General features: G+C 52.6%; 21 protein-coding genes. 11 read left to right on the top strand and 10 right to left on the bottom strand.

Annotated elements, in window-relative coordinates:
- Window positions 1–37 precede the first annotated feature (37 nt).
- From nurA to herA, 4 genes are read right to left on the bottom strand one after another with little or no spacing between them, the layout of a single operon-like run.
- On the bottom strand, window positions 38–1,372 hold the full coding sequence (gene nurA / locus TON_RS07250) for a DNA double-strand break repair nuclease NurA (RefSeq protein WP_012572385.1): 1,335 nt from the start codon (window positions 1,370–1,372) through the stop codon (window positions 38–40).
- Window positions 1,365–4,019, bottom strand: coding sequence for a DNA double-strand break repair ATPase Rad50 (rad50, locus tag TON_RS07245; protein ID WP_012572384.1), 2,655 nt, complete (start codon window positions 4,017–4,019; stop codon window positions 1,365–1,367). Before rad50 ends, nurA begins: the two co-directional genes overlap by 8 nt.
- Window positions 4,016–5,386 (bottom strand): DNA double-strand break repair protein Mre11, encoded by a 1,371-nt coding sequence (gene mre11, locus TON_RS07240; protein ID WP_012572383.1) that lies wholly within the window; start codon window positions 5,384–5,386, stop codon window positions 4,016–4,018. Before mre11 ends, rad50 begins: the two co-directional genes overlap by 4 nt.
- A gap of 9 nt (window positions 5,387–5,395) precedes the next feature.
- Window positions 5,396–7,156, bottom strand: a complete 1,761-nt coding sequence (herA, locus tag TON_RS07235) for a DNA double-strand break repair helicase HerA (protein WP_012572382.1) — start codon at window positions 7,154–7,156, stop codon at window positions 5,396–5,398.
- Window positions 7,157–7,412: 256 nt separating this feature from the next.
- Here herA and TON_RS07230 point away from each other — a divergent pair, with 256 nt between their 5' ends.
- From TON_RS07230 to TON_RS07215, 4 genes are read left to right on the top strand one after another with little or no spacing between them, the layout of a single operon-like run.
- Window positions 7,413–8,981, top strand: a complete 1,569-nt coding sequence (locus TON_RS07230; RefSeq protein ID WP_012572381.1) for a Rossmann-fold NAD(P)-binding domain-containing protein — start codon at window positions 7,413–7,415, stop codon at window positions 8,979–8,981.
- A 37-nt stretch (window positions 8,982–9,018) separates the two neighbouring features.
- A complete protein-coding gene (gene rimI / locus TON_RS07225) occupies window positions 9,019–9,522 on the top strand; it encodes a ribosomal protein S18-alanine N-acetyltransferase (RefSeq protein WP_012572380.1) in 504 nt (167 codons plus the stop codon).
- Window positions 9,519–10,034: a tRNA-intron lyase gene (gene endA / locus TON_RS07220; protein WP_012572379.1), complete on the top strand. Its 516-nt coding sequence runs from the start codon at window positions 9,519–9,521 to the stop codon at window positions 10,032–10,034. Before rimI ends, endA begins: the two co-directional genes overlap by 4 nt.
- Window positions 10,034–10,429, top strand: coding sequence for a hypothetical protein (locus tag TON_RS07215; protein WP_012572378.1), 396 nt, complete (start codon window positions 10,034–10,036; stop codon window positions 10,427–10,429). Before endA ends, TON_RS07215 begins: the two co-directional genes overlap by 1 nt.
- 23 nt (window positions 10,430–10,452) lie before the next feature.
- Here TON_RS07215 and TON_RS07210 read toward each other — a convergent pair whose 3' ends face one another.
- Window positions 10,453–11,640, bottom strand: a complete 1,188-nt coding sequence (locus tag TON_RS07210) for a glycine C-acetyltransferase (RefSeq protein WP_012572377.1) — start codon at window positions 11,638–11,640, stop codon at window positions 10,453–10,455.
- A 146-nt stretch (window positions 11,641–11,786) separates the two neighbouring features.
- Between TON_RS07210 and TON_RS07205 the strand changes: the two genes are divergently transcribed.
- The gene (locus TON_RS07205; protein ID WP_012572376.1) at window positions 11,787–12,767 is read left to right on the top strand and encodes a replication factor C small subunit; all 981 of its coding nucleotides are present in this window, start codon (window positions 11,787–11,789) and stop codon (window positions 12,765–12,767) included.
- Window positions 12,767–14,269 (top strand): replication factor C large subunit, encoded by a 1,503-nt coding sequence (locus TON_RS07200; RefSeq protein WP_012572375.1) that lies wholly within the window; start codon window positions 12,767–12,769, stop codon window positions 14,267–14,269. The genes TON_RS07205 and TON_RS07200 overlap by 1 nt, the downstream gene beginning before the upstream one ends.
- Before the next feature lie 4 nt (window positions 14,270–14,273).
- On the opposite strand, the gene taw22 is transcribed toward TON_RS07200, so the two are convergent.
- The 3 genes from taw22 to moaA are packed head-to-tail and all read right to left on the bottom strand — an operon-like array spanning window position 14,274 to window position 17,132.
- Window positions 14,274–15,287, bottom strand: a complete 1,014-nt coding sequence (gene taw22 / locus TON_RS07195) for a tRNA (guanine(37)-N1)/4-demethylwyosine(37)-methyltransferase Taw22 (protein WP_012572374.1) — start codon at window positions 15,285–15,287, stop codon at window positions 14,274–14,276.
- Window positions 15,223–16,170, bottom strand: coding sequence for a DUF835 domain-containing protein (locus TON_RS07190; protein WP_012572373.1), 948 nt, complete (start codon window positions 16,168–16,170; stop codon window positions 15,223–15,225). The genes taw22 and TON_RS07190 overlap by 65 nt, the downstream gene beginning before the upstream one ends.
- A gap of 38 nt (window positions 16,171–16,208) precedes the next feature.
- Complete coding sequence (moaA, locus tag TON_RS07185) at window positions 16,209–17,132, bottom strand: GTP 3',8-cyclase MoaA (RefSeq protein WP_187146231.1); 924 nt, start codon at window positions 17,130–17,132, stop codon at window positions 16,209–16,211.
- 130 nt (window positions 17,133–17,262) lie between these two features.
- On the opposite strand from moaA, the gene TON_RS07180 reads away from it, so the two are divergent.
- Both TON_RS07180 and TON_RS07175 read left to right on the top strand, forming a co-directional pair.
- Window positions 17,263–18,009: a hypothetical protein gene (locus tag TON_RS07180; RefSeq protein WP_012572371.1), complete on the top strand. Its 747-nt coding sequence runs from the start codon at window positions 17,263–17,265 to the stop codon at window positions 18,007–18,009.
- Window positions 17,975–19,390: an Rne/Rng family ribonuclease gene (locus tag TON_RS07175; protein WP_012572370.1), complete on the top strand. Its 1,416-nt coding sequence runs from the start codon at window positions 17,975–17,977 to the stop codon at window positions 19,388–19,390. Before TON_RS07180 ends, TON_RS07175 begins: the two co-directional genes overlap by 35 nt.
- Window positions 19,391–19,461: 71 nt before the next feature.
- On the opposite strand, the gene radB is transcribed toward TON_RS07175, so the two are convergent.
- Both radB and TON_RS07165 read right to left on the bottom strand, forming a co-directional pair.
- Window positions 19,462–20,136, bottom strand: a complete 675-nt coding sequence (gene radB / locus TON_RS07170) for a DNA repair and recombination protein RadB (protein WP_012572369.1) — start codon at window positions 20,134–20,136, stop codon at window positions 19,462–19,464.
- Between the two features lie 11 nt (window positions 20,137–20,147).
- Window positions 20,148–20,783: an MBL fold metallo-hydrolase gene (locus TON_RS07165; protein WP_012572368.1), complete on the bottom strand. Its 636-nt coding sequence runs from the start codon at window positions 20,781–20,783 to the stop codon at window positions 20,148–20,150.
- A 102-nt stretch (window positions 20,784–20,885) separates the two neighbouring features.
- Between TON_RS07165 and TON_RS07160 the strand changes: the two genes are divergently transcribed.
- The 3 genes from TON_RS07160 to TON_RS07150 all read left to right on the top strand — a co-directional run bounded on the left by TON_RS07160 (window position 20,886) and on the right by TON_RS07150 (window position 22,866).
- Window positions 20,886–21,266 (top strand): ASCH domain-containing protein, encoded by a 381-nt coding sequence (locus tag TON_RS07160; protein WP_048055095.1) that lies wholly within the window; start codon window positions 20,886–20,888, stop codon window positions 21,264–21,266.
- Window positions 21,256–21,960, top strand: a complete 705-nt coding sequence (locus tag TON_RS07155; RefSeq protein ID WP_012572366.1) for a DUF1614 domain-containing protein — start codon at window positions 21,256–21,258, stop codon at window positions 21,958–21,960. Before TON_RS07160 ends, TON_RS07155 begins: the two co-directional genes overlap by 11 nt.
- Window positions 21,961–22,026: 66 nt before the next feature.
- Window positions 22,027–22,866 (top strand): ribose-phosphate diphosphokinase, encoded by an 840-nt coding sequence (locus tag TON_RS07150; RefSeq protein ID WP_012572365.1) that lies wholly within the window; start codon window positions 22,027–22,029, stop codon window positions 22,864–22,866.
- Window positions 22,867–23,115: the final 249 nt, after the last annotated feature.

Genomic DNA, 23,115 nt, shown 5'->3' with positions numbered 1-23,115 from the left:
CGTGGATTATTTGTCCACCCGTTTAAAGATTTTGGTATCACTCCAGCGGGCTCCTTCCGTACTTCAGGAAGACCCTCAGCTCGGGCGATTCCCTCTTTATTATGTTGAGCAGGGCCGCGAGCTCGGCCTCGAAGGCCTTCTTCTCTATCTTTACTCCTTCATGCGCTCTCTGAAGGGGTCTGAAGTAGCCGTTGCTCTCGTGCCAGAGGATTTCGCTCAAAAGCTCATCGTTAATTTCCCTGTTGCTCTGGAGCAGGTATATAACGCCGCCCTTCATGGTTCTGATGTAGGCCATTGCCACACCGTTCTCGATGTAGTGCTCGACGGTGGGGAAGTGCTTCCTCAGAACCTTTGGCATCCTGTGGCTTATCGCCTTTCCTCCCTGCGTTATGACGTAGTATCCTGCCCGCTCCTCTCCAAAGCGGCTCCTGAGGTAGGCGTCGAGATAGGGGACGTCCACGATGTCTATGCCGAGCTTTTGAGTTATTTTCCTGTTATAGAAGCTCTTGGCGATGTAGACGAGATTCTTCTTGAGCAGCTTCTCGAGGGAGTAGAGGTACTCAAGGTATCCGAGGACGACGTGGACGGCGTTCCGTGCATCGTCGAGGGACAGCTTTTTCTCCTCTCCGTACTCATTCAGAATCTCCCGGAATATTTCTTCGGCGCTCTTCTCACCCTTGAGGTATGCATCGAGGGTCTTTCCGGATATTCTGACCCCTCTGTTAGGCAGGGTTGCCGCTAGGTCTCTAACCGGAAATCCCTCCATCGCCTTGTAGAACTCCTCAAAGTCATCAAGCCTCTCATCGGCGAGAATCACTCTCCCGTTGATTTTCCCGCCGTCCTCCAGCCCCTCTTTGAGCTCCGAATAGTGCTCGTCAAGCATCTCTATGAACTTCTTCACGAGGTCTTCGAGGCCTTCCTCCTCGAGAGCGCCCCTTATCGTAGTTATCCCCTTCACACTCTCCGGATAAACCGGAGGCCTCGTGAGCGAGCCGGTAAGCGTACCGTCCATCATGACGTAGTCAACGTTTCCAATCTTCGCCGCGAGGTAGCCGAGCTTGTTCTCAAGGGTTTCCATCTGGAGGCGGATAATCTGGTCCGATATGCCCTGGTTGTATAGCATCGCGTTGGTATAGACGAGTCTGTATGCCGGACCGTTTCCGAATGCATAAGAAGAAACGGCGTAGAATATCGTCCCGCTGAGCCTCTGCTTTCCCTGGCTTCCGTCGACGGCATAAACCCTGCTATTGACCCGCTCCTCTGGAAGCTCACGCCACTCTATATCCTTCAACTTGCTCTGTGCCTCCACGTAGCTCCTCTGGAGCATCGCCTTTATCCTGTCGACGCTCGCCCTGTCTATGAGCCTATACACTTAGCTCCACCTCCCTCACGCTCGAAACGCCGTTCTCGAGGCTTACCCGTATCACCCTGTCGGCCGCGTCCTTCAGCTCTTCATCGTGAGAAACCACGATAACCTGCGGAATCTTTCTGAGGTAACGCTGCATTATGTCAACGAGCCTTCTTCTCCTCTCGTCGTCGAGGTAGGGCGTTGGCTCGTCGAGTATAAGCAGGCTTATTTCTCCGGCCAGGTAGAGTGAGAGTGCAAGTCTGAACGCCAGACCTAAGGCAATCCTCTCGCCGCCGCTGAGGAAGCCGAGGCCGTATTCCTTTCCATTGTAGATGACGCCCAGCTTCACCTTGTTCTCCTCGGCCTTGACGGTAACTCCGGAGTACTTCTCCTCCGTCAGCTCTTCGAATATCTCGCTTGCCAGCTCACCGACCTTGGCCAAGGCCCCCTCCTTCAGCATGGCCTTGTAGCGTCTCACTTTCTCCCTGAGGTTCTGCACTCTCTCCCGGGCCTTCTTTAGGTTCTCGAGCTCTTTGATTTTTTCTTTCCTCTCCTCTTTTTCCTCCTTGAGCTTCTTGAGGTTCTCCATGGTTTCCTCCCGCTTCTTCTCCAGGGCTTCGAGCTGAGCCCTCTTCCCTGCAAGCTCCTCTCTCAATGAGGTGAACCTCTCTCTGATCCCGGCGTGCTCCTCCGGACTGTAGAGCTTCTCCTTCTCATTAAGCCTCTTCCTCAGCTCCTCGAGGGAAGAGAACTCTCCCTGGAGCTTCTCTCTTGTCTCTTCCAGCTCTTCTTCCGTTCGTTTGAGGCGCTTCTTTTCTCTCTCAAGCTCACTTTCAGCCCCTTTAAGCTCCAGGTACCTCCTGTATGCCGGCTCAAGCTCCGAGAGCTTCTCGTCGAGTTCCTTGATGTCAGAGAAGCCGAGTTCTCCGAGTTCATTCTCGAGTTCGGCGAGCTTTTCTTCGATGCTCTTCAGCTTCTTCTCGAGAACTGCCTTCTTTTTCTCGAGGGCTTTGGCCTTTTCAAGCTCGTCCTTCAGGCTTTTGAGCTCACCTTCGATCTTTCCAAGCTTCCCCTTCAGGTTCTCGTAGTCTTCTGCCTTTTTCTCGAGCTTCTTGAGGTCGTAGGACTTGAGCTTCTCCTCGAGCTCCTTTATCTGCTCGAGGAGCTCCCTCTGGGTTATCAGCTCGCGCTCCCCCTTGAGAACCCCCTCGACTTTCACGAGCTCCCGTCTGAGCTTTCTCTCCTGCGAGTCGAGTTCCTTAATCTCCTTGGAGACATCCTTAACCTCGGCTAGGTACCTCTCCATCAGCCCCTTCCTGTGCTCCTCCGTCAGCTCCCTGTTGCAGACCGGACACTTGCCTTTGGCCTTTTTGAGCTCTATGATGGCCTTGTTCCTCTCGCTGACCCTGTTCTTCAGCTCTCCCCTCTTCTCGTTTATCTCCTCGAGCTCCCTCTGGATTTCTTCCTTCCTCTTTTTGGCGGCCTCAATCTCTGCGGCTAGCCTCTCAATCTCTTCCGGTTCGAACTTAAGCCTCTTTCTCAGCCTATCTAGGTTAGTCTTCAGGGCTCTGGCCTCTTCGTAGGCCTTAACGCTCTCCTCGAGTTCAGCGAGCTTTTTCTTGAGCTCTTCCCTCTTCTTCTCCAGCTCTCCGATGCGATTCTTCATATCACTGAGTTCGGCCAGGCGCTCTTCTATGCCTGAAATCTGCGCCCTGTAGTTCTCGGCGAGCTTCTCTCCATTTGCCTTTTCATCAACATACTGTTTCCTGAACTCCACCAGCTTGAGATAGAGCTCGGCGCTTCCCTTAAGCTTGTTGGACTCCCTAACCTTCTCTTCCAGCTCCCTAAGGTGGCTCCGGCTCTCTTCGATTCTCTTCTCCAGCTCCTGGAGCTTTGCTTCGAGGGCCTTTACATTCCCTTCCCTCTTCCTGGTCTCGAGTTGGAGAGCGTTAATTTCTTCGGCGAGGGCGTCGAGATCTCTGAGCCTCTTTTCAACGCCTTCCAGCTCCTTTATCAGCTTTGGAATCTCGGGCGAGAGCTCATTTATGACCTTGAGGGTCTCGGCCAGCTCCTTCTCCATGTTTCCAATCAGTTCGTCTATGTTCTCCGTGCTCTTGAGGTAGTCCTCTATCGCCCTTATCCTTGCGTCTATCTCCTTTCTTACCTCGAGCAGGTTCTTGTAGGCGTTCTCGTACCTGTCGAGGCCAAGAACCTGCCTGACAACTTTCTCCCTGCTCTCGTCGCTCTCTAGGATGGCGTCTATCTCACCCTGTCTTATGTAAATCGCGTTGAGGAAGACGTCGTAGGGGACGAGCTTCTCCATCCAGTCCCTTACCTGCTTCTGGCCGCTCTCCAATCCCCTCCAGCTGCTTCCGTCGTGGTACTTGACGAAAGAAAGTCCGCGCGTTATGTTGCGGTGTATCTGGTACTTGACGCCGTCCTTCTCGAAGAAGACTGTGATTTCAGTCGTGGTGCCGCCTATCCTCAGGAAGTCATCCTTCTTCAAGTCCTTCGGCTTGCTCGGCCAGTAGAGGCCTATCAGGAGTGCGTCCAACAGGGAGCTCTTTCCGCTCCCGTTCTGGCCAATTATGAGGTTTATCCCACTCGTGAAGGTTACCTTCGTGAGCTTGTGGGAGCGGAAGTCCTTGATTATGAGCTTCTCTATCTTCATCTCTCACCACCGAGCCAGGCTAAGAGGTCAGAACCCTTCTTAGGCTTGACTTTTGCTTTGGTCTCCTCTTTCTTCTCCACTTTTTCGAGCTTTTTGGCTTCTCTTTTCTCTGAAATTTCATCTTTCTCTGTCGGTTTTTCTTCGTCTTTCAGCTTCTCTTCGGGCTTTTCTCTCGGTTTGTTCTTGGGTTTCTCGTCCCAGCCCTCGCCGAGGAAGAGCTCAACGACGGCATCAACAGCCTCAAACTTTTTCTCGCCCGTCAGCTCTATAGCTTTCAGCTCGACCGGGAGGAAGTACTCGCTTGGCCTGGGCAGTTCACCACCTTTAGCCGTCTTCAGCTTCCTCTCGAAGCGCGTCCTGATGTAGAGATACTTAACGTCCAGGAGATCACGAAATGTCGAGACATCGAAGGGCCTCTCCCACTTGAGGTCGAGCCTCACAAAGGCCTCGCTCGGGATTTTTGTGCTCAAGCGTTTAATCTCTCTCTTAGCGGTTTCTTCATCTGCCTCTATTCTGATGTCCACGAATGGCCGAACTTTAAGCTCAACGAAACGCGGTTCGAAGTCCTCCACGATGTAAAAGCCCTTTTCGATTCCGGCCTTCGGCTTGAAGGCTCTACCGTCCCAGCGGTATCTGAGCTCGTAGTCGCCAAAGTCCCAGCGCTGGAGGGAGCCGGGATAGACGACCTTCCCGATGTCGTAGTTGGTCTCGAACCTCCTGTGGATGTGGCCGAGGGCATAGTAGACGTAGCCCTTCGGTAAGTCCTCCATCTTCAGCTCGAAGTAGTCGCGCTGGCTCTCGGGAATGACACCCATCATCCTTTCTATGAGCTCCTTGATGCCCTGGTGGAGCATGAGGATTGCATCGCTCTCTGGCTTGAAGATATCACTCAACCTATTGCGCTCTAACCAGGCGGCGCTCATGTACTTGAGTCCGTGAATCTCGACGCTTTTTCCTCCTCTCTCAAAGACACCCTTGACGAGGTACTTCCCGCCTATCTTCTCGCTCGTTAGGTACTCGTTCTCGACCTTCTCCTCCCTCAGGCCGACGAGGTAAAGGAGGTCGAGGCTTTCGATGAGGTGATAGGCTGAAATCCTCCTCTGAGTTCTGTCGTGGTTGCCCTCTATGGCGAAGACGGGAATGCCATTCTCTTTTGGAATGCTTAAGATTTCAATGGCTTCCTTTATGGTCTCGGGGCTTGGCCTGCTCTGGTGGAAGAGGTCGCCGGCGATGAGTATGAAATCGACTTTTTCCTCGACGACTTTCTCTATTGTCTTTCTGAAGGCCTGGGCGAACTCTTCAGCCCTGTACGGCAACCTGTACTGTTCGAAGCCCAGATGGATGTCTGCCAGGTGCGCGAACCTCATCCTAACACCTCAGAGATCTATCTCTATGTCCTCCTCCTCGTATAAGGCCTGTTTCTCCAGCTCCTCCTTCTCCCGAAGTGCCCTTTCGCGCCAGCGAGCGACTACACCTATGTCTTCGCCGCCGTAGTCTCCTCCCAATGCCTTGAAGTTGTGTATCTTGACAAGTGCGGGCAGGCTTATAGCCTGGCCGACTATGACCGCCTCACCCTTGCCGAGTGCTGCTATGTCTCCAAGCAGATCGGAGCTCAACTGCTCGCTCGCCTTGAGAACGTAGTCTTGGTCCTTGGGATTGACTATCCTGAGGATGATTTTTGTGTTGGTCTGGCTCAATACGTCTTCGTTGAGCTTGTTGGGCCTCTGAGAGACTATGCCAAGACCAACGCCGAACTTCCTTCCCTCGCGCGCTATCCTGCTCAGAATCCTGACAGCGTCGTTGTGCTCCCCCTGAGGTGCAAAGATATGGGCCTCCTCGACTATTATCAGCACGGGCTCCGCTAAAGCTGGGCTCCTCCTCTCGATTTCGCGCATTACCTTCTCGAACTTCTCTATCTCTTCGGCTGTCTTCGAGTTCGGTCTCTCTTTCAGCTCCTCCCTCAGCCTGAAGAGGTTCTTTCTCGCCTGTTCGTAGTCAACGCGAGCCTCGAAGACCTTTCCAAGAAGCTTGCCCACAACGACCTTCATCTGACCCTCGTCAAGAGGACCGAGGTCGATCACGTTGGCCTTGCCGGGCTCTATCTGGGCTATTAAATCTTCGCTCGTGAGGAGAGAGCCGTAGTTCCTCAGGAAACGCCTAATCCTGTAGACCACTCCGCGAAGCGTTTCGATCCTCTCGCTCTTTAACTCTTCCGTGATATAGGCCCCTTTGCCCTCATCCCAGAAGTAGGCAGTTCTGTTGGCTATCCAGTCGTTGAGCGTGTTCATCAGAGCTTCCATGAGCTCCCTTCCACCTAAATCTGGGTTTTCGTACTTAACCGTCTCCCATGCCTTGGCCAGGAACTCCCTCTGTATCGTAGCGTTGCTGGCGACCTCTATGAGGTCGGCCAACTCTTCGCTGTCCATTTCTTCCGGCATTATCTTTGCCTCGATGAGCTTGACGTAGTCCTTCCCGGTTCCCGGAAGCTTTAGCTTGACGTAGTCGCCGTGAGGATCGAGGACTATCACCGTTCCCCTCAGATCGTTGACTATGCCCCCTATTAGAACAGCAACCGTGTTGGACTTGCCCGCTCCCGTAACGGCTAGAACCGCAAAGTGCCTTGAAACCAGCTCATCGGCGTCGAGGTAAATCGGCACGTCCTCTCTCAGTAGGAGTGTTCCCACCTCAATGAATCCCTCTCCACCGTAATAAATCGCCTTGAGCAGCTCCGAGCTGGCCTTATAGACGGCGTTGCCGTTTGGAACCGGCACTCGGTTGGGCACTATCTCAGCCTTCTCGCCGTTAAGGAGGACCTTACCGAGCACGCGGACGTTCACTATCAAAGCCTCGTTCTCGCCTATGCTCTCACCGTACTCCTTTATGTCGAGCTGGAGGGAGTGGAAAGTGCTCTTCCCCTCGCTAAGGAGCCAGTTTATGTTTTTGAGGCCTCTAATCGTGCCTATTACCCACTCGACGTCGTCACTCCAGCGGCAGTCTCTCACTTTTGCCTCCTTGCAGAGCTTGGCGACGACGAAGTCGCCGAACTTCAGATCTACATCGGGCTGAGCGTAGAACTGAAATGAGCTGACGGTGGCTTCACCGGTTACTATTCCAACGGCTTCCTCTTTAATTCGCATAACACCACCTGTCGAGTAGGTTGGTTTTTCCGGGCTATAAGTTTTACTCAACGGGATAGTGGGAGTGAAGAAAACGGCGGCAATCAGCCAGGAATCCGGTCATCATCCCTGGGTCAGGTTCGAGAGTGCTCATCACGCCGGGGTGGCCACCCCGCTTAGAGTTCCCTCAAGCCTTAAAAGCTTTGACGCGTGATTTATAACTTAGTAATCGAAAATCTTTTATACTTCAAATAGTTTATTGTCGGCGGCGGTGTGAATGAGACGTAGAAAAATTGTTGCGTTGGCTTTTAGCTCACTGGTAATATTGCCTATTCTTTGGGCAATTTTCAGCACACCTGTTGAGGCGAGCGACTATGCTGGAGTCAAAGTTGTTTACTACAAGAGTCCTCCGCTAAAAGAGCCGGTGGTTAGGGTAATACTGCAGGGCAAGGGTCTTAAAACAGTGACAGTTATTGCAATGCTTCCAGATGGGACTCCATTGAGTTTGGGAGTTTATTCCGGGAGAAATGAAATTAAACTTGACTATAATAGACTTAAGGAGTATGCAGAAAACTGGGAACTGCAGTTGAAGGCCTCTGGCACGAATCCTTCTTGGGTAAGACCGGGAATAATTCTTCTTGGCACGAGCTATGAAGACGATGGGCTCTACTACTTCATCGGTGGGGTTCCACTTGATATCGGAAAATTCCGTGAAGGTAACACCGTAGAAATCCAAGTAACCAAGAGATTCCAAAAGTTGCTTTCTAGGGAACAACTTCAAAAACTTGAACTAAATGTTAGCTCCGATTCAACAAGTCAAGATGTTAGTGTGGAGAGCTTTCCTCCGGATTGGTTTTTAGAGGAGTGTTATTCTGATCCGTATTATCCATATTGCTATGTATGGGAGCTTGAGGAGGTTATTGATATTGAAAGAGACACTGAGATTCCTTTGGCAGTGGCGTATGTCCATGGGGACGTTAATGATATAGATGACATTGTTCTCAGAGAGCAGTTTGAATCTTCCACAAGCTATGGCATTGAAATAACCTTCTCTGCCGTCGCTGCGGTTGACAAAACGGGAACCGGTTCAAGTTACGAGGGCAGTGTTGTAGGAACGGTTTACACACTAGGGGGGGACAATATTTGGCTTTTGTATTCAGAATGGATACATAATGATGAAATTAGTAATCCCACCATAGTTGGGGTCGGTATTAAAGGTGATGCTGCCATAACGAAATATCGTTTGCACTTGGTTGGTGCGGTAGATGTAGAACTCGATCCAACTGCATATATTCTCATGGCCCAGCCAGTCGTAAATTATAATCAACTCCAGGCTGTTTCCTTGAAGGAGTATGGATATCCTTCTCCGTATGGTGGCACATTATCAAGAATCATGTACTATACACAGAAATACTGGGAACCTGGAGGTACTGTAAATACAAACTACCTCGATGTGAACAACATTGTTGTTGCACGCGATGTCTCGACTATTCCGCTGCTTAGCGCTTCGGCGGCAGTTTTACCGGCTCTTTCACTGCCAGAGGGCGTTGTTCTCTACCCTCTGCTGCTTTCAGTTGGAATTGGGCTAACTGAAGACCGTCGGGAATATGCCCTTGTTGGTATAACAGTCCTGCCTACTGACAAAGATAAGACATTCCGGGCTACTTTCTATCGCAGTCCGGTGAGGTTTGACTATAACGGCCAGGGATACTACCTTGGTTCTATGTATGCGGACATATACGTGCCAGAATCATATTGGATTCCGATATGCGATCCAAATACTGGGATATGCATTGAGGCCACAGAGTATTCTGAAGAATGGGCTCTCTTTAATTTTCTTTTTTGAGGCTAAACATTAAAAGCCTTGGCACGTAGGTTATAATATGAGTGTCTCCGTCCGGGAACTGGGGGGAAGGATTCCCCTCTCGATGGTGGTTATAAGGCCCGCCAAGCTCTTTGACATTCCAGATATAGTTAGGATAGAGCGTGCCTCGTTTCGTGAGCAGTACCCTAGGGGCGTCTTTCTCATTTTTCTCGAAAACAACCCGGATACATTTCTTGTCGCGGAGTACAACGGCAGGGTTATCGGCTACATCATGGCCTACCTGAGGCCCGACCTGGAGGGCCACATAATGAGCATCGCCGTCGATCCGGCTTACAGAGGCAACGGCATAGGCTCTGCTTTATTGAGTGAGGCGATAGAAAGACTGATAAAGAAGGGCGCGCGCTACATAGGGCTTGAGGTTCGTGTCAGCAACGAAAATGCCATAAAGCTCTACGAGCGCTTCGGCTTTAGAAAGGTTAAAAGGATAATAGGCTACTACGCCGACGGCGAGGATGCCTACTACATGCTTATGCCGGCCGACGAGTGGGGTGGAAGGAATTGAAGGAGCCGATAGAGTTCAAGCTCAGCGGTGACAGGGCCTTCAGCGAGAGGGAGAAGGCAATAAACCAGCTCTACAACAGGCGCTATTTCGGCGAGGTCGTCAACGGAAAGCTCTTTCTTTCGCTCATAGAGGCGGCATACCTGATGGAGAGGGGCAAGATAAAGGTTCTTGACGGTGGTAAGGAGCTTTCCTTTGAGGAGCTCTTTGAACTCGGCCGGAAAAAAGACGACCAGTTCGACATCAAATACCTCGTTTACAAAGACCTGCGCGACAGGGGCTATATCGTCAAGTCGGCCCTTAAGTTCGGCTCCCACTTCAGGGTTTACAGGCGCGGAATGGACGAGCACTCCCAGTGGCTGATATGGGTCGTTCCGGAGAACCTCCGCTTCAGCGCCAACGACATAACGGCCCGAGTGAGGGTCGCCCACGGCGTCAGGAAGAACATGGTTATGGCGGTCGTTGATGAGGACAACGATGTCGTGTATTATAAGATTGAGTGGGTGAAGTTTTGATGGTACCTCTCATTGCGCTCTTTCTGTGGCCTTTTCTCTGGTTCCTCCTTCGTGTCGCCTATCACCGTATCTTCCTCGGTTCCTGGCCGGACCGGGGTTCGGTTTTGCTGTTCCTGGTGGTGTCCCTACTTTCCTTTGCGCTCGGTTTTCTGCACTTCATAGTCCTGTTCGGTGGTAACCTGTACGTGGCGGCCATTTTGTTAATTCTCTGGGCGGTGGCCCTCAGCTGGATTGTTCCGAAAGCGGACAACAGGCGCATGCTCGGGCTGGGCTTTTACAGGGAGGAAGCCAGCCCGGGAAAACTACAGGAGCTGATGGGCGTTGGGCTTGTTGCCCTCTTCGCCTCGTACGTTCTTGGCTTCGTCGTCTTCGGTTCCTTCTCGGGAGGCATGTGAGAAGAGTAAAAGGGAAAAAGCCCTCACTTCAGGAACCCAGTCTTCTTTCCGAGGTCCTCGAAGGCATCGATGACGTACTGCAGGTCCTCCTTGCTGTGGGCCGCTGACGGCTCGAGCCTTATTCTGGCAGTTCCGAGCGGGACAGTCGGATAGACGATTGCCTGCGCGAAGATGTTGTACTCCTCGTAGAGCCTCCTGCTGAACTCCTGGGCGAGCTTCTCGTCGTAGAGCATGACTGGGGTAATCGGGTGCTTGGTGTTGCCGAGGTCGTAGCCGAGGTCTCTCAATCCGTTCTGGAGGAAGTGAGTGTTGTCCCAGAGCTGCCTGACAAGTTCGTCGCTCTTCTGGAGTATCTCAACGGCCGCTATTGCCGCGGCAACGTCAGGTGGGTTCGGGGCACTCGAGAAGAGGAACGGCCTGGCCCTCTGGCGGAGGTACTCGATGGCCTCCTCAGGGCCGGCGACGTAGCCGCCTATGACGCCGAAGGCCTTGCTCAGCGTACCCATCTCGAAGTCAACCCTGTCGTGGAGCTTGAAGTGGTCTACTATACCCCTTCCGCTGTCTCCGAGGACACCTTCACCATGAGCGTCGTCGATGTAGAGTATAGCATCGTACTGCTCGGCGAGCTCCGCCATCTCGGGGAGCGGGGCAAGGTCGCCGTCCATCGAGAAGACACCGTCGCTGACGATGATTTTCTTCTTCTTGTCCTTGTTCTCCTCCAGCCTCTTCTTGAGATCCTCCATGTCGAGATGCTTGTAAATGACCTTTGGGGCGCCGCTGAGGCGCATTCCGTCGATTATGCTCGCGTGGTTGAGCTCCTCGCTAATGAATACTCCATCCTCACCCTTCTTGAGGAGCGCACTTATAGCTCCCAGGTTGGCGTTGTAGCCGCTCTGGAAGAGAATTGCGGCTTCTCTCTTCTTGAACTTGGCCAGCTTCTCCTCCAGCTCAACGTGGAGCTCCATGGTACCGGCTATGGTCCTGACGGCGCCGGCACCAACACCGTAGTCGAGAATAGCCCTGATGGCAGCTTCCTTAATCTTGGGATGTGCAGCGAGTCCGAGATAGTTGTTCGAACACATGTTGAGAACGCGCTTTCCGTCAACCACAACCCAGGGCCCCTGGGCGCTCTCGAGCTTTCTAATAGTCACATAGAGGCCCTTTTCCTTAAGCTCCTGGAGCTCTTCCCTAATCCAGTCGAGCTTCGCCATGAGAACCACCGAAAGTTTTTGGACACCGAGGTATAAAAGTTTTGCACTTCTCCTTTGGGTTCATCAGGGCCTAGAAGTGGGGGTTCGGAAGGGCAAAAGGCTTAATACCCCGGAGGCGCATAAGCCTTTTAGGAAAGGTGATAGCTATGCCAGAGGAAGTCCAGGAGGTTAAAATCCTTGAAAAGCCGTGGGTTGAGAAGTACAGGCCGCAGAGGCTGGAAGATATAGTCGGTCAGGAGCATATAGTCAAGCGCCTCAAACACTACGTTAAAACCGGTTCGATGCCCCACCTCCTCTTCGCAGGACCGCCTGGTGTCGGAAAGACCACGGCCGCTTTAGCCCTGGCGAGGGAGCTCTTCGGCGAGCACTGGAGGCACAACTTCCTCGAGCTCAACGCGAGCGATGAGCGCGGTATAAACGTCATCCGCGAGAAGGTGAAGGAGTTCGCGAGAACTAAGCCGATAGGTGGTGCAAGCTTTAAGATAATCTTCCTCGACGAGGCGGACGCTTTAACCCAGGACGCCCAGCAGGCGCTTAGGAGAACAATGGAGATGTTCTCGACCAACGTGAGGTTCATACTCAGCTGTAATTACAGTAGCAAGATAATCGAGCCAATACAGTCGAGGTGTGCCATCTTCCGCTTCAGACCGCTCAACGATAATGACATAGCAAAGCGCATCAAGTACATAGCCGAGAACGAGGGGCTTGAGCTCACTGAGGACGGCCTTCAGGCGCTCCTTTATGTCGCTGAAGGCGACCTCAGGAGGGCAATAAATGTCCTTCAGGCAGCTGCTGCGCTCGACAGAAAGATAACCGATGAGAACGTCTTCCTCGTTGCGAGCAGGGCTCGTCCAGAAGATGTACGTGAGATGATGAACCTTGCCCTCGAGGGCAACTTCCTCAAGGCCAGAGAGAAGCTGAGGGAGATTCTCCTCAAGCAGGGGCTCAGCGGCGAGGACGTTCTCATCCAGATGCACAAGGAAGTGTTCAACCTCACAATTCCAGAGGACAGAAAGGTCGCTTTGGCGGACAAGATAGGCGAGTACAACTTCAGGCTCGTTGAGGGAGCGAACGAGATGATTCAGCTCGAGGCTCTGCTCGCTCAGTTCACCCTAATGGGTAAGTGATGGCCATGCCCTCCTCCGATGTTCCCTGGGTTGAGAAGTACCGCCCGAGAAGGCTAAGCGAGATAGTGAACCAGAACAAGGCTTTGGAGCAGGTAAGGGCATGGATAGAGGCATGGCTGCACGGTAATCCGCCGAAGAAGAAGGCTCTCCTCCTAGCTGGATCTCCGGGGACGGGCAAGACCACCACCATCTATGCCCTGGCCAGGGAGTACGGCTTCGAGGTCATCGAGCTCAACGCGAGCGACGAGAGGACCTACGAGAAGATAGAGCGCTATGTCCAGGCAGCCTACACGATGGACATCCTTGGAAAGAGGAGAAAGCTGATATTCCTCGACGAGTCAGACAACATAGAACCAAGCGGAGCGAGAGAGATAGCGAAGCTCATCGACAAAGCCAGGAACCCGATAATCATGTCAGCCAACCACTACTGGGAGGTTCCGAGGGAGATAAGGAACAAGGCCCAGATAGTTGAATACAAGCGCCTGAGCCAGAGGGACATAATGAAGGCCCTCATAAGGATCCTAAAGGCAGAGGGTGTAACCGTTCCGAAGGAAATCCTCCAGGAGATAGCCAAGCGCGCCAACGGCGACTTAAGGGCAGCAATAAACGACCTTCAGACTGTTGTCTCGGGTGGAATCGAGGACGCCAGAGAGGTTCTCGCGTACCGTGACGTGGAGAAGAGCGTCTTCCAGGCATTGGCTCAGCTGTTCGCAACGGACAACGCCAAACGCGCAAAGCTGGCCGTTCTCGGCGTTGACATGTTCCCCAATGAACTCCTCCAGTGGATAGACGAGAACCTGCCTTACGTCTATTACAAGCCGGAGGACATAGCGAGGGCCTACGAAGCGCTTAGCAGAGCTGATATATACCTCGGCAGGGCCCAGAGGACGGGTAACTACGGACTCTGGAAGTACGCCACGGACATGATGACCGCCGGCGTTGCAGTGGCTGGCGTCAAGAAGAAGGGCTTCGTGAGGATTTACCCGCCGAAGACGATAAAGCTCCTCACCGAGAGCAAGGGGGAGCGCTCGCTCAGGGATTCGGTGGTCAAGAAGATAATGAGCGAGATGCACATGGCGAAGCTCGAGGCCCTTGAAACCCTCAACATCCTCAAGGCTATATTCGAGCACAATCCCGACATGGCGGCGCACTTCGTCGTCTTCCTCGACCTGAGTGAGAAGGAGGTCGAGTTCATAGTTGGCGACAAGGAGAAGGCGAAGACGATATGGGGCAAGAGCCTCAACATTCACAAGCGCCTCAAGGAGGAGCGGAGCGAGCTCAAGGAGCACGTTAAGGCAGCAGTCGAGACAGCTGAGGTGAAAGAATCCGAAGAAAAAGTCGAGGAAGCAGAAGAGCTCGAAGAAGAGGGGATAAGCGAAGAGGAGCTCGAAAAGGCAGAGGAAGAGATGGAAGCCGTCGAGAAGGAGAAGAAGGCCGAGAAGATCGACAAGCCCAAGAAGAAGGGCAAGCAGGCTACGCTCTTTGACTTCCTGAAGAAGTGAGGCTTTATTTCAAAATTTTCACGTCCGCACACACTTTGAACACGTGCGGCTTGAAGTCGCTCACCTTTTTTACTTTAACCTCGCAATCTTTTCCCTGCCTCCTGCATTCTTCAAGGATTCTCCGTCTGAAGGACTCGATCTCGTCCTCGTGGACGAAGTCATAGTAGTGGAGCCATTTCTCGGCCCTGCTCAGGGCTAGGGCCAGGGCATCCACCCCTCTTGGTGTGGGGCTTATCACGCGGTCGAACACTGGCAGCTCTGGGAGAACCTTGAAGGCATCGCCGTGGAGGAACTCTATCTCGCCCTTCAGGTTTTTCCTGTTCAGCTCGATGTTCTCAAGGCCGAGCCTGTAAGCATCTCCGTTCAGCTCGACGGCGGTAATCTTGACCCGTTTATAGCGCGCTATGACGAGGGCGTACGGTAGAACACCGGCGAAGGGAATCAGAACCATCTCACCATCGTTTACGAGCTGAGCTAATCTATACCTCTCGCCCTTCATCCTCGGGTTGAAGAAGGCTTTGCTTAAGTCCACTTTTATCCTAACGCCGTTCTCCTTGTGAACTGTCGTCAGCCTCTTCTCGCCCCAGATTATGGAATAATTACGAATTCTAAATGCTCCCTCATGGAAGCCCTTCTTTGCAATGACCTTCAGAAACGGGTGAACCTTCCTCAGGCCCCAGATGATATCCTTGATCCTGTGCTCCAGCTCGGGCGGGATCTGGATTATTGCGATGTCCCCCACGACGTCGTAGCGCCTCAGATAGGAGAGCTCCTCTTCGCTAAGGCGCTCTGCCAGAACACTTTCTAGGTTTTTGTAAATCTGCCTCTCCGGTCTGAGGGGGAGCTCAACCTCAAGGACTTCGTAGCCGAGTTCCTTGACTATGGGATCGTCCAGGACGGGCAGGAGAACATGGTTTTCTTCCCTCTCTGGCCTCCTCTTTCCATCATATAGGTTAAGCTTTTTCAGTTTCCTCTTTACTGGCTCCGCTTTCTCCTTCGGCACTCTTATTGCTGGCATTGTTTTCTCCCTCTTGCTCCCGGCTTTTAACGTTTGTTCTCTTTGCCAGTTTGTCTAAATCCTCGCGCAGTAGAGTTCCAAAGAATGCCTTGCTGGAAAGCAGTTCCTCGATCTCTTTTATGTTGGGTCTCTTGAATTCCCTGGCCAGGATGTTGAACTGCTTCTCATCTAGAATCTGCGGTATGGCGAGGACTATCATGTATGCACCGCTGACAACTGCATAATCCTTGAGAGTGAAGAGGAACTTTGCTATGGCGCTGAACTCCGAGTAGAACATCAAGTACTCTATTCCCTCGATGTAAATTGCACTTTTCTCGTGGTTCCTCATGAATTTGACGGCCTCTTCCCGGAGGATATGCAGACTGCTGGGGCTGACGGCATGCCTGTGGGACACCCCACTGAGCCACAGGAATCTCTCCGGCTCTATTCCAAATTCGCGCACCCACTCTTCCCATGTTCGCCTGCTAATGACGAGGATCGGCACTTTCTCTCTGTGGAGCGCCTTCAGCAAAAGCTTGGCCTCTTCAGTGCTCTCGACGAGAAAGACATCAGACTTTTTTATCCCGCTCTCCCCTTCTTCTTTCCTGGCATATATTTCACAAATCTCCCGCTCTAGACACCTGAGTGACAGAAGTGATAGGAGCAAGAACATTCCGATTGTTATAAGCTCGAGTATGGGGCATAGTACGTTTCTCCCAAAGGCCGTGAGGATAATAACTGTCCCGCCGAGGAGTCCGAGGAGAGTTAGCGTGACTGCGAGTCCAATAATAGCCTTTTTGGAGTGGCTGTTTGCGAGATAATAGTAACGTCTAACCCTGACGAGCCAGTAGGTGGTAATGATGAATAGCAAAATTCCCTCGAAGGTTATGAGGTCAACTCCCATCCAGTCACCCTTGTAGTTTAGGGCAAAGTAGTATTAAACTATTTCCAGTAGGGCTCTCTCATCAGGACTGCCTTCCGGAAGAGATCAACAAGTTCTGCATCGCTGGCATTGTTCCTTAGAGCAGTTGCAAAGTCTATGAGGTCTCTCTTTCTCAGCAGACAGGTTTTGAACTTGCCGTCTGAGGTGACCCTAAGGCGAGTGCAGTTGGCGCAGAAAATCGTGTTGTGCATAGCTCTGACGACTTCGACCTCGGCTATTCCATACTCTGTCGGAACAAAGTACTTCTTGCGCCTGTGCATTCTTCTCTCACGAGTCTCTACAGCCATCTCTTCGAGCTTCTGCTCAACGGGCTTGAGCGGGTAAAAATATTTCCTGAAAAAGCTCGTTTGTGTCATCTCTCTCGGTGCCTCGAGCTCTATCAGCTGGAGTATCGTGCCGGTCTTGGCCGCAAAGCCTATCATATCCCATATCTCGCCGTCGTTGAGGCCTTTCATCACTGTCATGTTGAGCTTGACCGGGCTGAGGTATCTGACGGCCTCCTCAATGCCATCAAGAACGACATCGAGCATGTCAACGCCGGTTATTTTCTTATAAACATCGGGCTTAAGGCTGTGGAGCGAGACGTTCACCCTGTCAAGGCCTGCTTTTGCCAGGGGTTTTGCTAGCTCTTTTAAACGACTTCCGTTGGTCGTCATCGAGAGGTCCCTTAGGTAGGGTTTTATCCTTCTCACTATCTCGATAATATCGTCCCTCACAGTCGGCTCGCCGCCGGTTAGCTTGACCTTCTTTATCCCTAGGTTTGAGGCCACTTTAACGAGCCTTTCGATTTCTGCTGGAGTGAGTTCTAACCTTACGTTGAAGTGCTGGCCCTCTCGATGGCAGAAGAAACATCTGTAGTTGCAGTCCCGTGTGATTGAAATCCTGAGGTTCGTCACCGGCCTGCCAAAGCGGTCATAGAGCACCATTTCAAGCACCAAGATGATTAACATTTTGGCTTAAAAAAAGGTTTGGGTAAGTGATTCTGTTTACCCAACGATTATCGAAAACTACAAGTAGGGGGAGAAATCTAGATAACCCTCAGGGGGTTTTCGCATGAACGTTGACGAACTGAGGGCCAGGCTGTCCCGTCTCGAGGAGCTCCACGCTCAATTTGAGCATCAGTTTCCTGGCATCTACGAGGAGAAGGACTATGAGGCTCTTCTTGCAAGGATCAAGGGACTTTACATGCTCTCCAGAGAGAAGCTTGAGATAGCCTCTGTTCTCTACCGGGAGATGGCCCAGATTGGTGGAAGAGCTGAGGAACTTGCCAAGGAGCTCCACAGGAACGAGCACCAGATGAAGTTCCGCCTTGAGGAGATCCTGTCTCTGCTGGCGAAAGCAACCGACTATGACGCTCGGCTACGGCTGAACACTGCTCTTGACAGACTTGTTCATTTCCACCGGGTTTACGATTACGCTGTGAGCAGGGCAATTCAAGAACTTGCCACTGAGGTTGAGGGACTCACCCTTCTGGCCGAGGGCGAAAAGGAGAAAAAGGTACCCGTGAGTATAATGGACAAGCTCCGGAAGATTGAAGAGCTTGAGGCTGAGCTTGAGGTTGTGAAAACCTTCATGCTCAGGCTTTACTCTCACCCTGGCGACGTTCACAAGGTTGAGGAGGCCCTAAAGGACTGGCATTCAAGGGGCCTGTTGTGGGTCGAGGCGAGGAACGTGGAGAAGCTCAGCGGCGTTGGGAGAGCCGGCGAGATACTCGAAGGTCTGACGCTCATAGGAGTGGTGGAAAAGAAAATGAGGGGTGGTGAAAGTGTCTACAGACACAGGAGTTTCAGTTCGGGTTAGGGGCATCTACAGCACGGCCCTCACGAAGCTCTTCCTCGACAGGGGCTTTGGCATCTCCCAGCCGAGCCAGAAGATCGTCGAGCGCTTCAACCTCGAAAAGACCTACGACGAGTTTGACGTTGATGTTTACGACAAGAAGAACCATCACGGTGTCGTTCTCGTTGGGACGAGGGTTGAGGAGGTTAGGAAGGTCCTTGAGGACGAGCTGATAGATGTTTTCTTTAGAAAGCTTCCCTACCAGCTCTATGGGATATACAAGGGAATGATCGTCAAGAGAGACGAGCGTTACGTTTACATCGACATAGGCAGTGCCATAGGCACAGTCGTTGCCGACGAGCTTCCAAACGCTATGGAAGGCGACGAAGTCCTCGTCCAGGTCAAGAAGCACAACCTCCTGCCGCATCTGAGCGTTACTTTGACCATTCCCGGTGACTACGCGGTGCTCATTCCAAAGCCGATAGGGGCGCAGAGGCACGTGAAGATATCCAGAAAGATACGCGACCAGAGCGAGAGGGAGAGGCTTAGGATCCTCGGACTCAGCATAGACCTCGGGGAGTGGGGAATACTCTGGAGGACTGCCGCAGCCTATAAGGACTGGAACACCCTCAGGGATGAGATAATAAAGCTTTCCAAGCTCGCCGACAAGCTCAAGAAGGCGGACTCCTACACGGCTCCATCTGTCATAATTGAGGGCAGGAACATCTACGAGGTCGAGTTCGGTGGAGGGGCAAAGAAGAAGCTCGACGAGATAAGAAACAAGGTTGTTCCCACCGTTGAGGGTCACCACCAGCTGAAAGCCTATGACCCAGAGCTCAGTTTTGCGGTTGAAATAGCCGAGGGAATCCTCGCCAAGGTTCCGGGCCAGAGGGGAAAGGTGAGGCAGGGCTTCTGGGAGGCTTTGATTAGTAACAGGGGGCCGAAGAAGGGCTGGCTTTTCAGCCTGGAGCACTACAAGCCCGACGGCCAGAGGATAAAGATAGGGCCGGGCGAGATAGTTGAGGTCTCCATGAACCCGCTCAAGGTTACCATAAAGCGCCACCTCAAGCCCGGCAAGTTCTACGACGGCCTTGACATTCCGATAGAGTTCGGCGACTATGTGATTACTGAGATAGAGGCAGGTAAATGGTGGTTCGTCCACAGGTATTACGACAGAGACGGCAACCTAAAGGGCGAGTACTACAACATCAACACTCCCGTCGAGATTTACCCTGACAGGGCGCGCTACGTTGACCTTGAGGTCGACATCGTCAAGTGGCCGGACGGCAAGAAGGAGATAATCGACAAGGACAAGCTCACCGAGCACTACGAAGAGGGCATCATCACAGAGAAGCTCTACAAAGCCGTGCTCAGGATAACCCAGGAAGTGTTTGAGAGGGTTTGAACCTTTTCTTTTCTCTTGCTCGGCCAGAATATTATTGATTGTACTCAGCAGGCAATACTCGCAAAACTCGACTATTCTTCTCTCCCAAGCACGTCCTCTATGCCCTTCTCGGTTATCCTGAAGTACACCATGCCGCCCTCTGGCCTGAACCTGTGCCTCTCCAGAAGGGCCACGCGCAATCCAGGTGTGTTCAGCTTATCCAACCTCAGAATGTCCTTGCAGCGGTATCCGAGGGTGTGCTCGGCAACTGGCTTCATTCTCTCGGCGCGGCTGTCGAAGTGCACCTGATTTATCACGATTACTGGGATACCGAGCTTCCTTGCGAGCCACAGGAGAACCTGCAACTGCTTCCCGAGTTCAGCGGTGAGGTTCTTCCTCTGCTCTTCAACCCTGTAGTGAGCCGTTATGGAATCCACGACGATGAGGGAGAAACTCTTATCGACGATCTTCTTCAGGCTTCCTATTGTCCTTCTCTGTTCCTTGAAATCTGCTGGAGTGAAAAGAATGAATCTCTGGAGGGCTTCCTCAGGGTCGAGGCCCCTGGATTCAGCCATCTGGGCGAGCCTCTCGGGAGAAAAGCCGCCCTCTGTATCGACGTATGCAACCTTCCCGCCGCTCAGGAGGCCAATCTGAACGGCAAGGGTGGTCTTTCCGGTGGCGAAACTCCCATAAACTTGGGTCAGAACCTCGGGGGCTATGCCCCCTCCGAGAAGTTCATCCAGTGATTTGACTCCCGTGCTCAGCATTACCTCCACCGCTAAAGCGAGAGCTCCTCGTAGAGCTTGAGGGGCTTCACCAAGGTCCAGATGCGCCTCTTCTTGAGTTCCTCCAGGAGCTTCTCGACGCTTCCCCCTCCGTAGACCCCATAGTGCATCGGGATGACCATTCTCGGCCTTATGTCCTCGATTATCTGAGCTGCTTCGCGTTCGTTCGCCGTCGAGCGGCCGCTTATGGGCACCAGCAGAACGTCGACCTTTCCGCGGAGTCTCTGAATGGTCGGCGTCGAATATGTGTCCCCCGTGTGAAACAACGTTTTGTCCCCTTCTATTAGGTATCCGACCGGGTACTGGCTGGAGGGATGCTCAACGTATATTGCGGTAACCTTGACGCCGTTCTCGAGCTCTATGGTCTGATCCTCCTCGATTTCCCTGACTTTTGTTACCCCGTCGCTGATAGCCATGAGATATACTGGCTTCGGTCCGATAACGGTTGCATCGCGCAACCTCGAGAGGAGCTCGACCTTGCCGTAGTGGTCGCTGTGCTCGTGGGTTATCAGGATGTAGTCGACTTCGCCTATTCTGTCGTCGTCAACCTCGGGATACGGGTCGATGAGCAGTCTCACACCCTTTGTCTCGACCCAGAAGCACGCGTGTCCATACCAGATAATCCTCATAGGTAGTACCTCCTTTCATGGGTTCGGTGAGGTGGACTTAAAGTTTTTTGTTTGCTCCTTTCCGACGTTGGTTTTATAAGTCGGGAGTGCATTATCTCTTTGATGGCGGTGGAAGTTGAAACCCGAAAGAAGGGTCTAATAGTGAGAGAGCCCTTCGCGACGCTCATCGTTGAGGGTAAAAAGGTCTGGGAAATAAGGAAGTCCCGCACGAGGGTGAGAGGTGAGATCCTGATTCTGAATGGAGGGAAGGCTCTGGGAAAGGCTGAACTGGTCGAGGTTCTTGGACCATTCACGCCCGAAGAGCTTGCTGAGCACAGGGACAAACACCTCGCTGATCTCGAGTTCCTCAGGGCCTATTCGAATGGAAGGCCCCTCTATGCGTGGGTTCTCCGCAACGCGGAGAAGTTCGAAAAACCTGCGAAGGTGAACATTGCCAAGGGAGTCCAGGTGTGGGCGAACGTGGTGATGAAGGATGAACAATAGGCGCCTCATAATTCCGCCGGTCTCACTGCCAGTCCTTGTAGTCATCTTCATCCTCTTTCTCCTCGTTTTTCTCCTGTTCTCGAGCATAGTTATGGCGGCCTTTGCGAAGCTTGGAATCCCTCCGCAGGTCGCCTATGCGCTTTTCCTTTTCGCATTGCTCGGCAGCTTCATCAACATCCCCATAGCTGAGGAAACCTCCTACGAGCCGGTCATACGGGTGGGGGAGGTTCGGTTCTTTGGAATCCCCTATCCAGTCCCCTATTTTGATTGGGAAGAGAGAAAGGTCATAATAGCCATAAACGTTGGCGGCGCTTTGGTTCCCCTCAGTATCGTCATCTACGAGCTTCTCAGGCTCGTCTATCTCGGGCAATTCGGGCTACTCTTCAACACGCTCCTCGCGGTTGCGATAGCGGCCCTCTTTAGCCATGCCATAGCGAAGCCGGTTAAGGGTCTAGGAATAGCAATGCCGCTATTTTTGCCTCCTTTGATGGCTCTGATCCTAGCCCTTCTTCTTGGTGACGGAAACCCTCCGCTGGTGGCCTACGTGAGCGGAACGATGGGAGTTCTCATAGGGGCAGATTTGATGAACTGGCGCAAAATCAAGAACCTCGGCGCACCGATGGTGAGCATAGGTGGGGCTGGAACCTTCGACGGTATCTTTCTGGCCGGTCTGATTGCCGTTCTCCTGGCATAACGGTGGGTTTATAAGGCCTGGGTTAAACATGGAAGTGGCAAGATCCGCGGTTATGGGGTGATGCTCATGATAGTGGTCGGAAGCGGTGCGAGGCACCTGGAGGACGAGATAAGGAAGCTCGGCGGTGAGGTTCTCGACGTCGAGATTAAGAAGTTCCCGGATGGGGAGAAGTATGTTCGCGTTTTTGGCTCGGGCGATGAGGCCCTTGTGGTTCAGTCGACATTTAAGCCGCAGGATGAGAACCTCATCGAGCTGCTCCTCATAGGCGACGCCCTCCGCGAGAGGGGCTTTGAGAACCTCAGTGCCATTGTCCCATACCTAGCCTATTCCAGGCAGGACAGGGTTACAAGGGAGGGCGAACCGGTAAGCGTTAGGGCTATCATGAGAGCGCTTGGCCTCTACTACGACGAGCTTTACGTCTTTGATCTGCACAATCCCGAAACTCTCAGGTTCTTCCCAGGTAAGGCGGTGAACCTCTCGCCGGCAAGGGCGATAGCTGAGTACTTCGGCGAGAAACTCGGCGATGGTATAATCCTTGCCCCGGACAAGGGTGCCCGGGAGAGGGCTAGAGTGGTTGCCGAGAAGCTCGGGCTGGAGTACAGCCACTTCGAGAAGAGGAGGATTTCCCCAACTGAGGTTCAGATGTGGCCAGTTGATATCGACGTGAAAGGCAAAAACGTGCTTATAGTGGACGACATCATAAGCACGGGCGGCACGATGGTTAGAGCCGCGAACCTGCTCAGGGAGATGGGTGCTGAGAAGATATTCGTGGCGGCAACGCACGGCGTCTTCGCTGAGGGTGCAATAGAGAGAGTTAGTAAAGCCGTGGATGAGCTCGCCGTAACCAACACAATACCGACGCCGGTTTCGAGGATAAGCATAGTGCCGGATATAGTGAGTCTTTAGTGGGGGATTCCCATTGAAATTCGGGAAGCTTGCTTCTCTTGTCATTTTTCTCTCCTTTGCAGGGGCGGGGATTATGCTGGTCTTCTCGGTGGCTTTTGATGTCTTAGGTCTTCCCTCAAGGTACATGGGGGCTCTCGGTGGTTCTGTCCTTGGCAATCTTGCTACCCGTTACAAAGCTTTTGGCCGTTTGCATTGGGGCCAATGAAGAGACCGCAAGGTGGGTGGCCCTTCTCGTTGGGATACTCTCGA

The sequence above is a fragment of the Thermococcus onnurineus NA1 genome, from assembly GCF_000018365.1.
Classification (GTDB): domain Archaea; phylum Methanobacteriota_B; class Thermococci; order Thermococcales; family Thermococcaceae; genus Thermococcus; species Thermococcus onnurineus.
The sequence above is the reverse complement of the archived record's forward strand: the minus strand, read 5'-3'. Positions and strand labels throughout refer to the sequence as shown.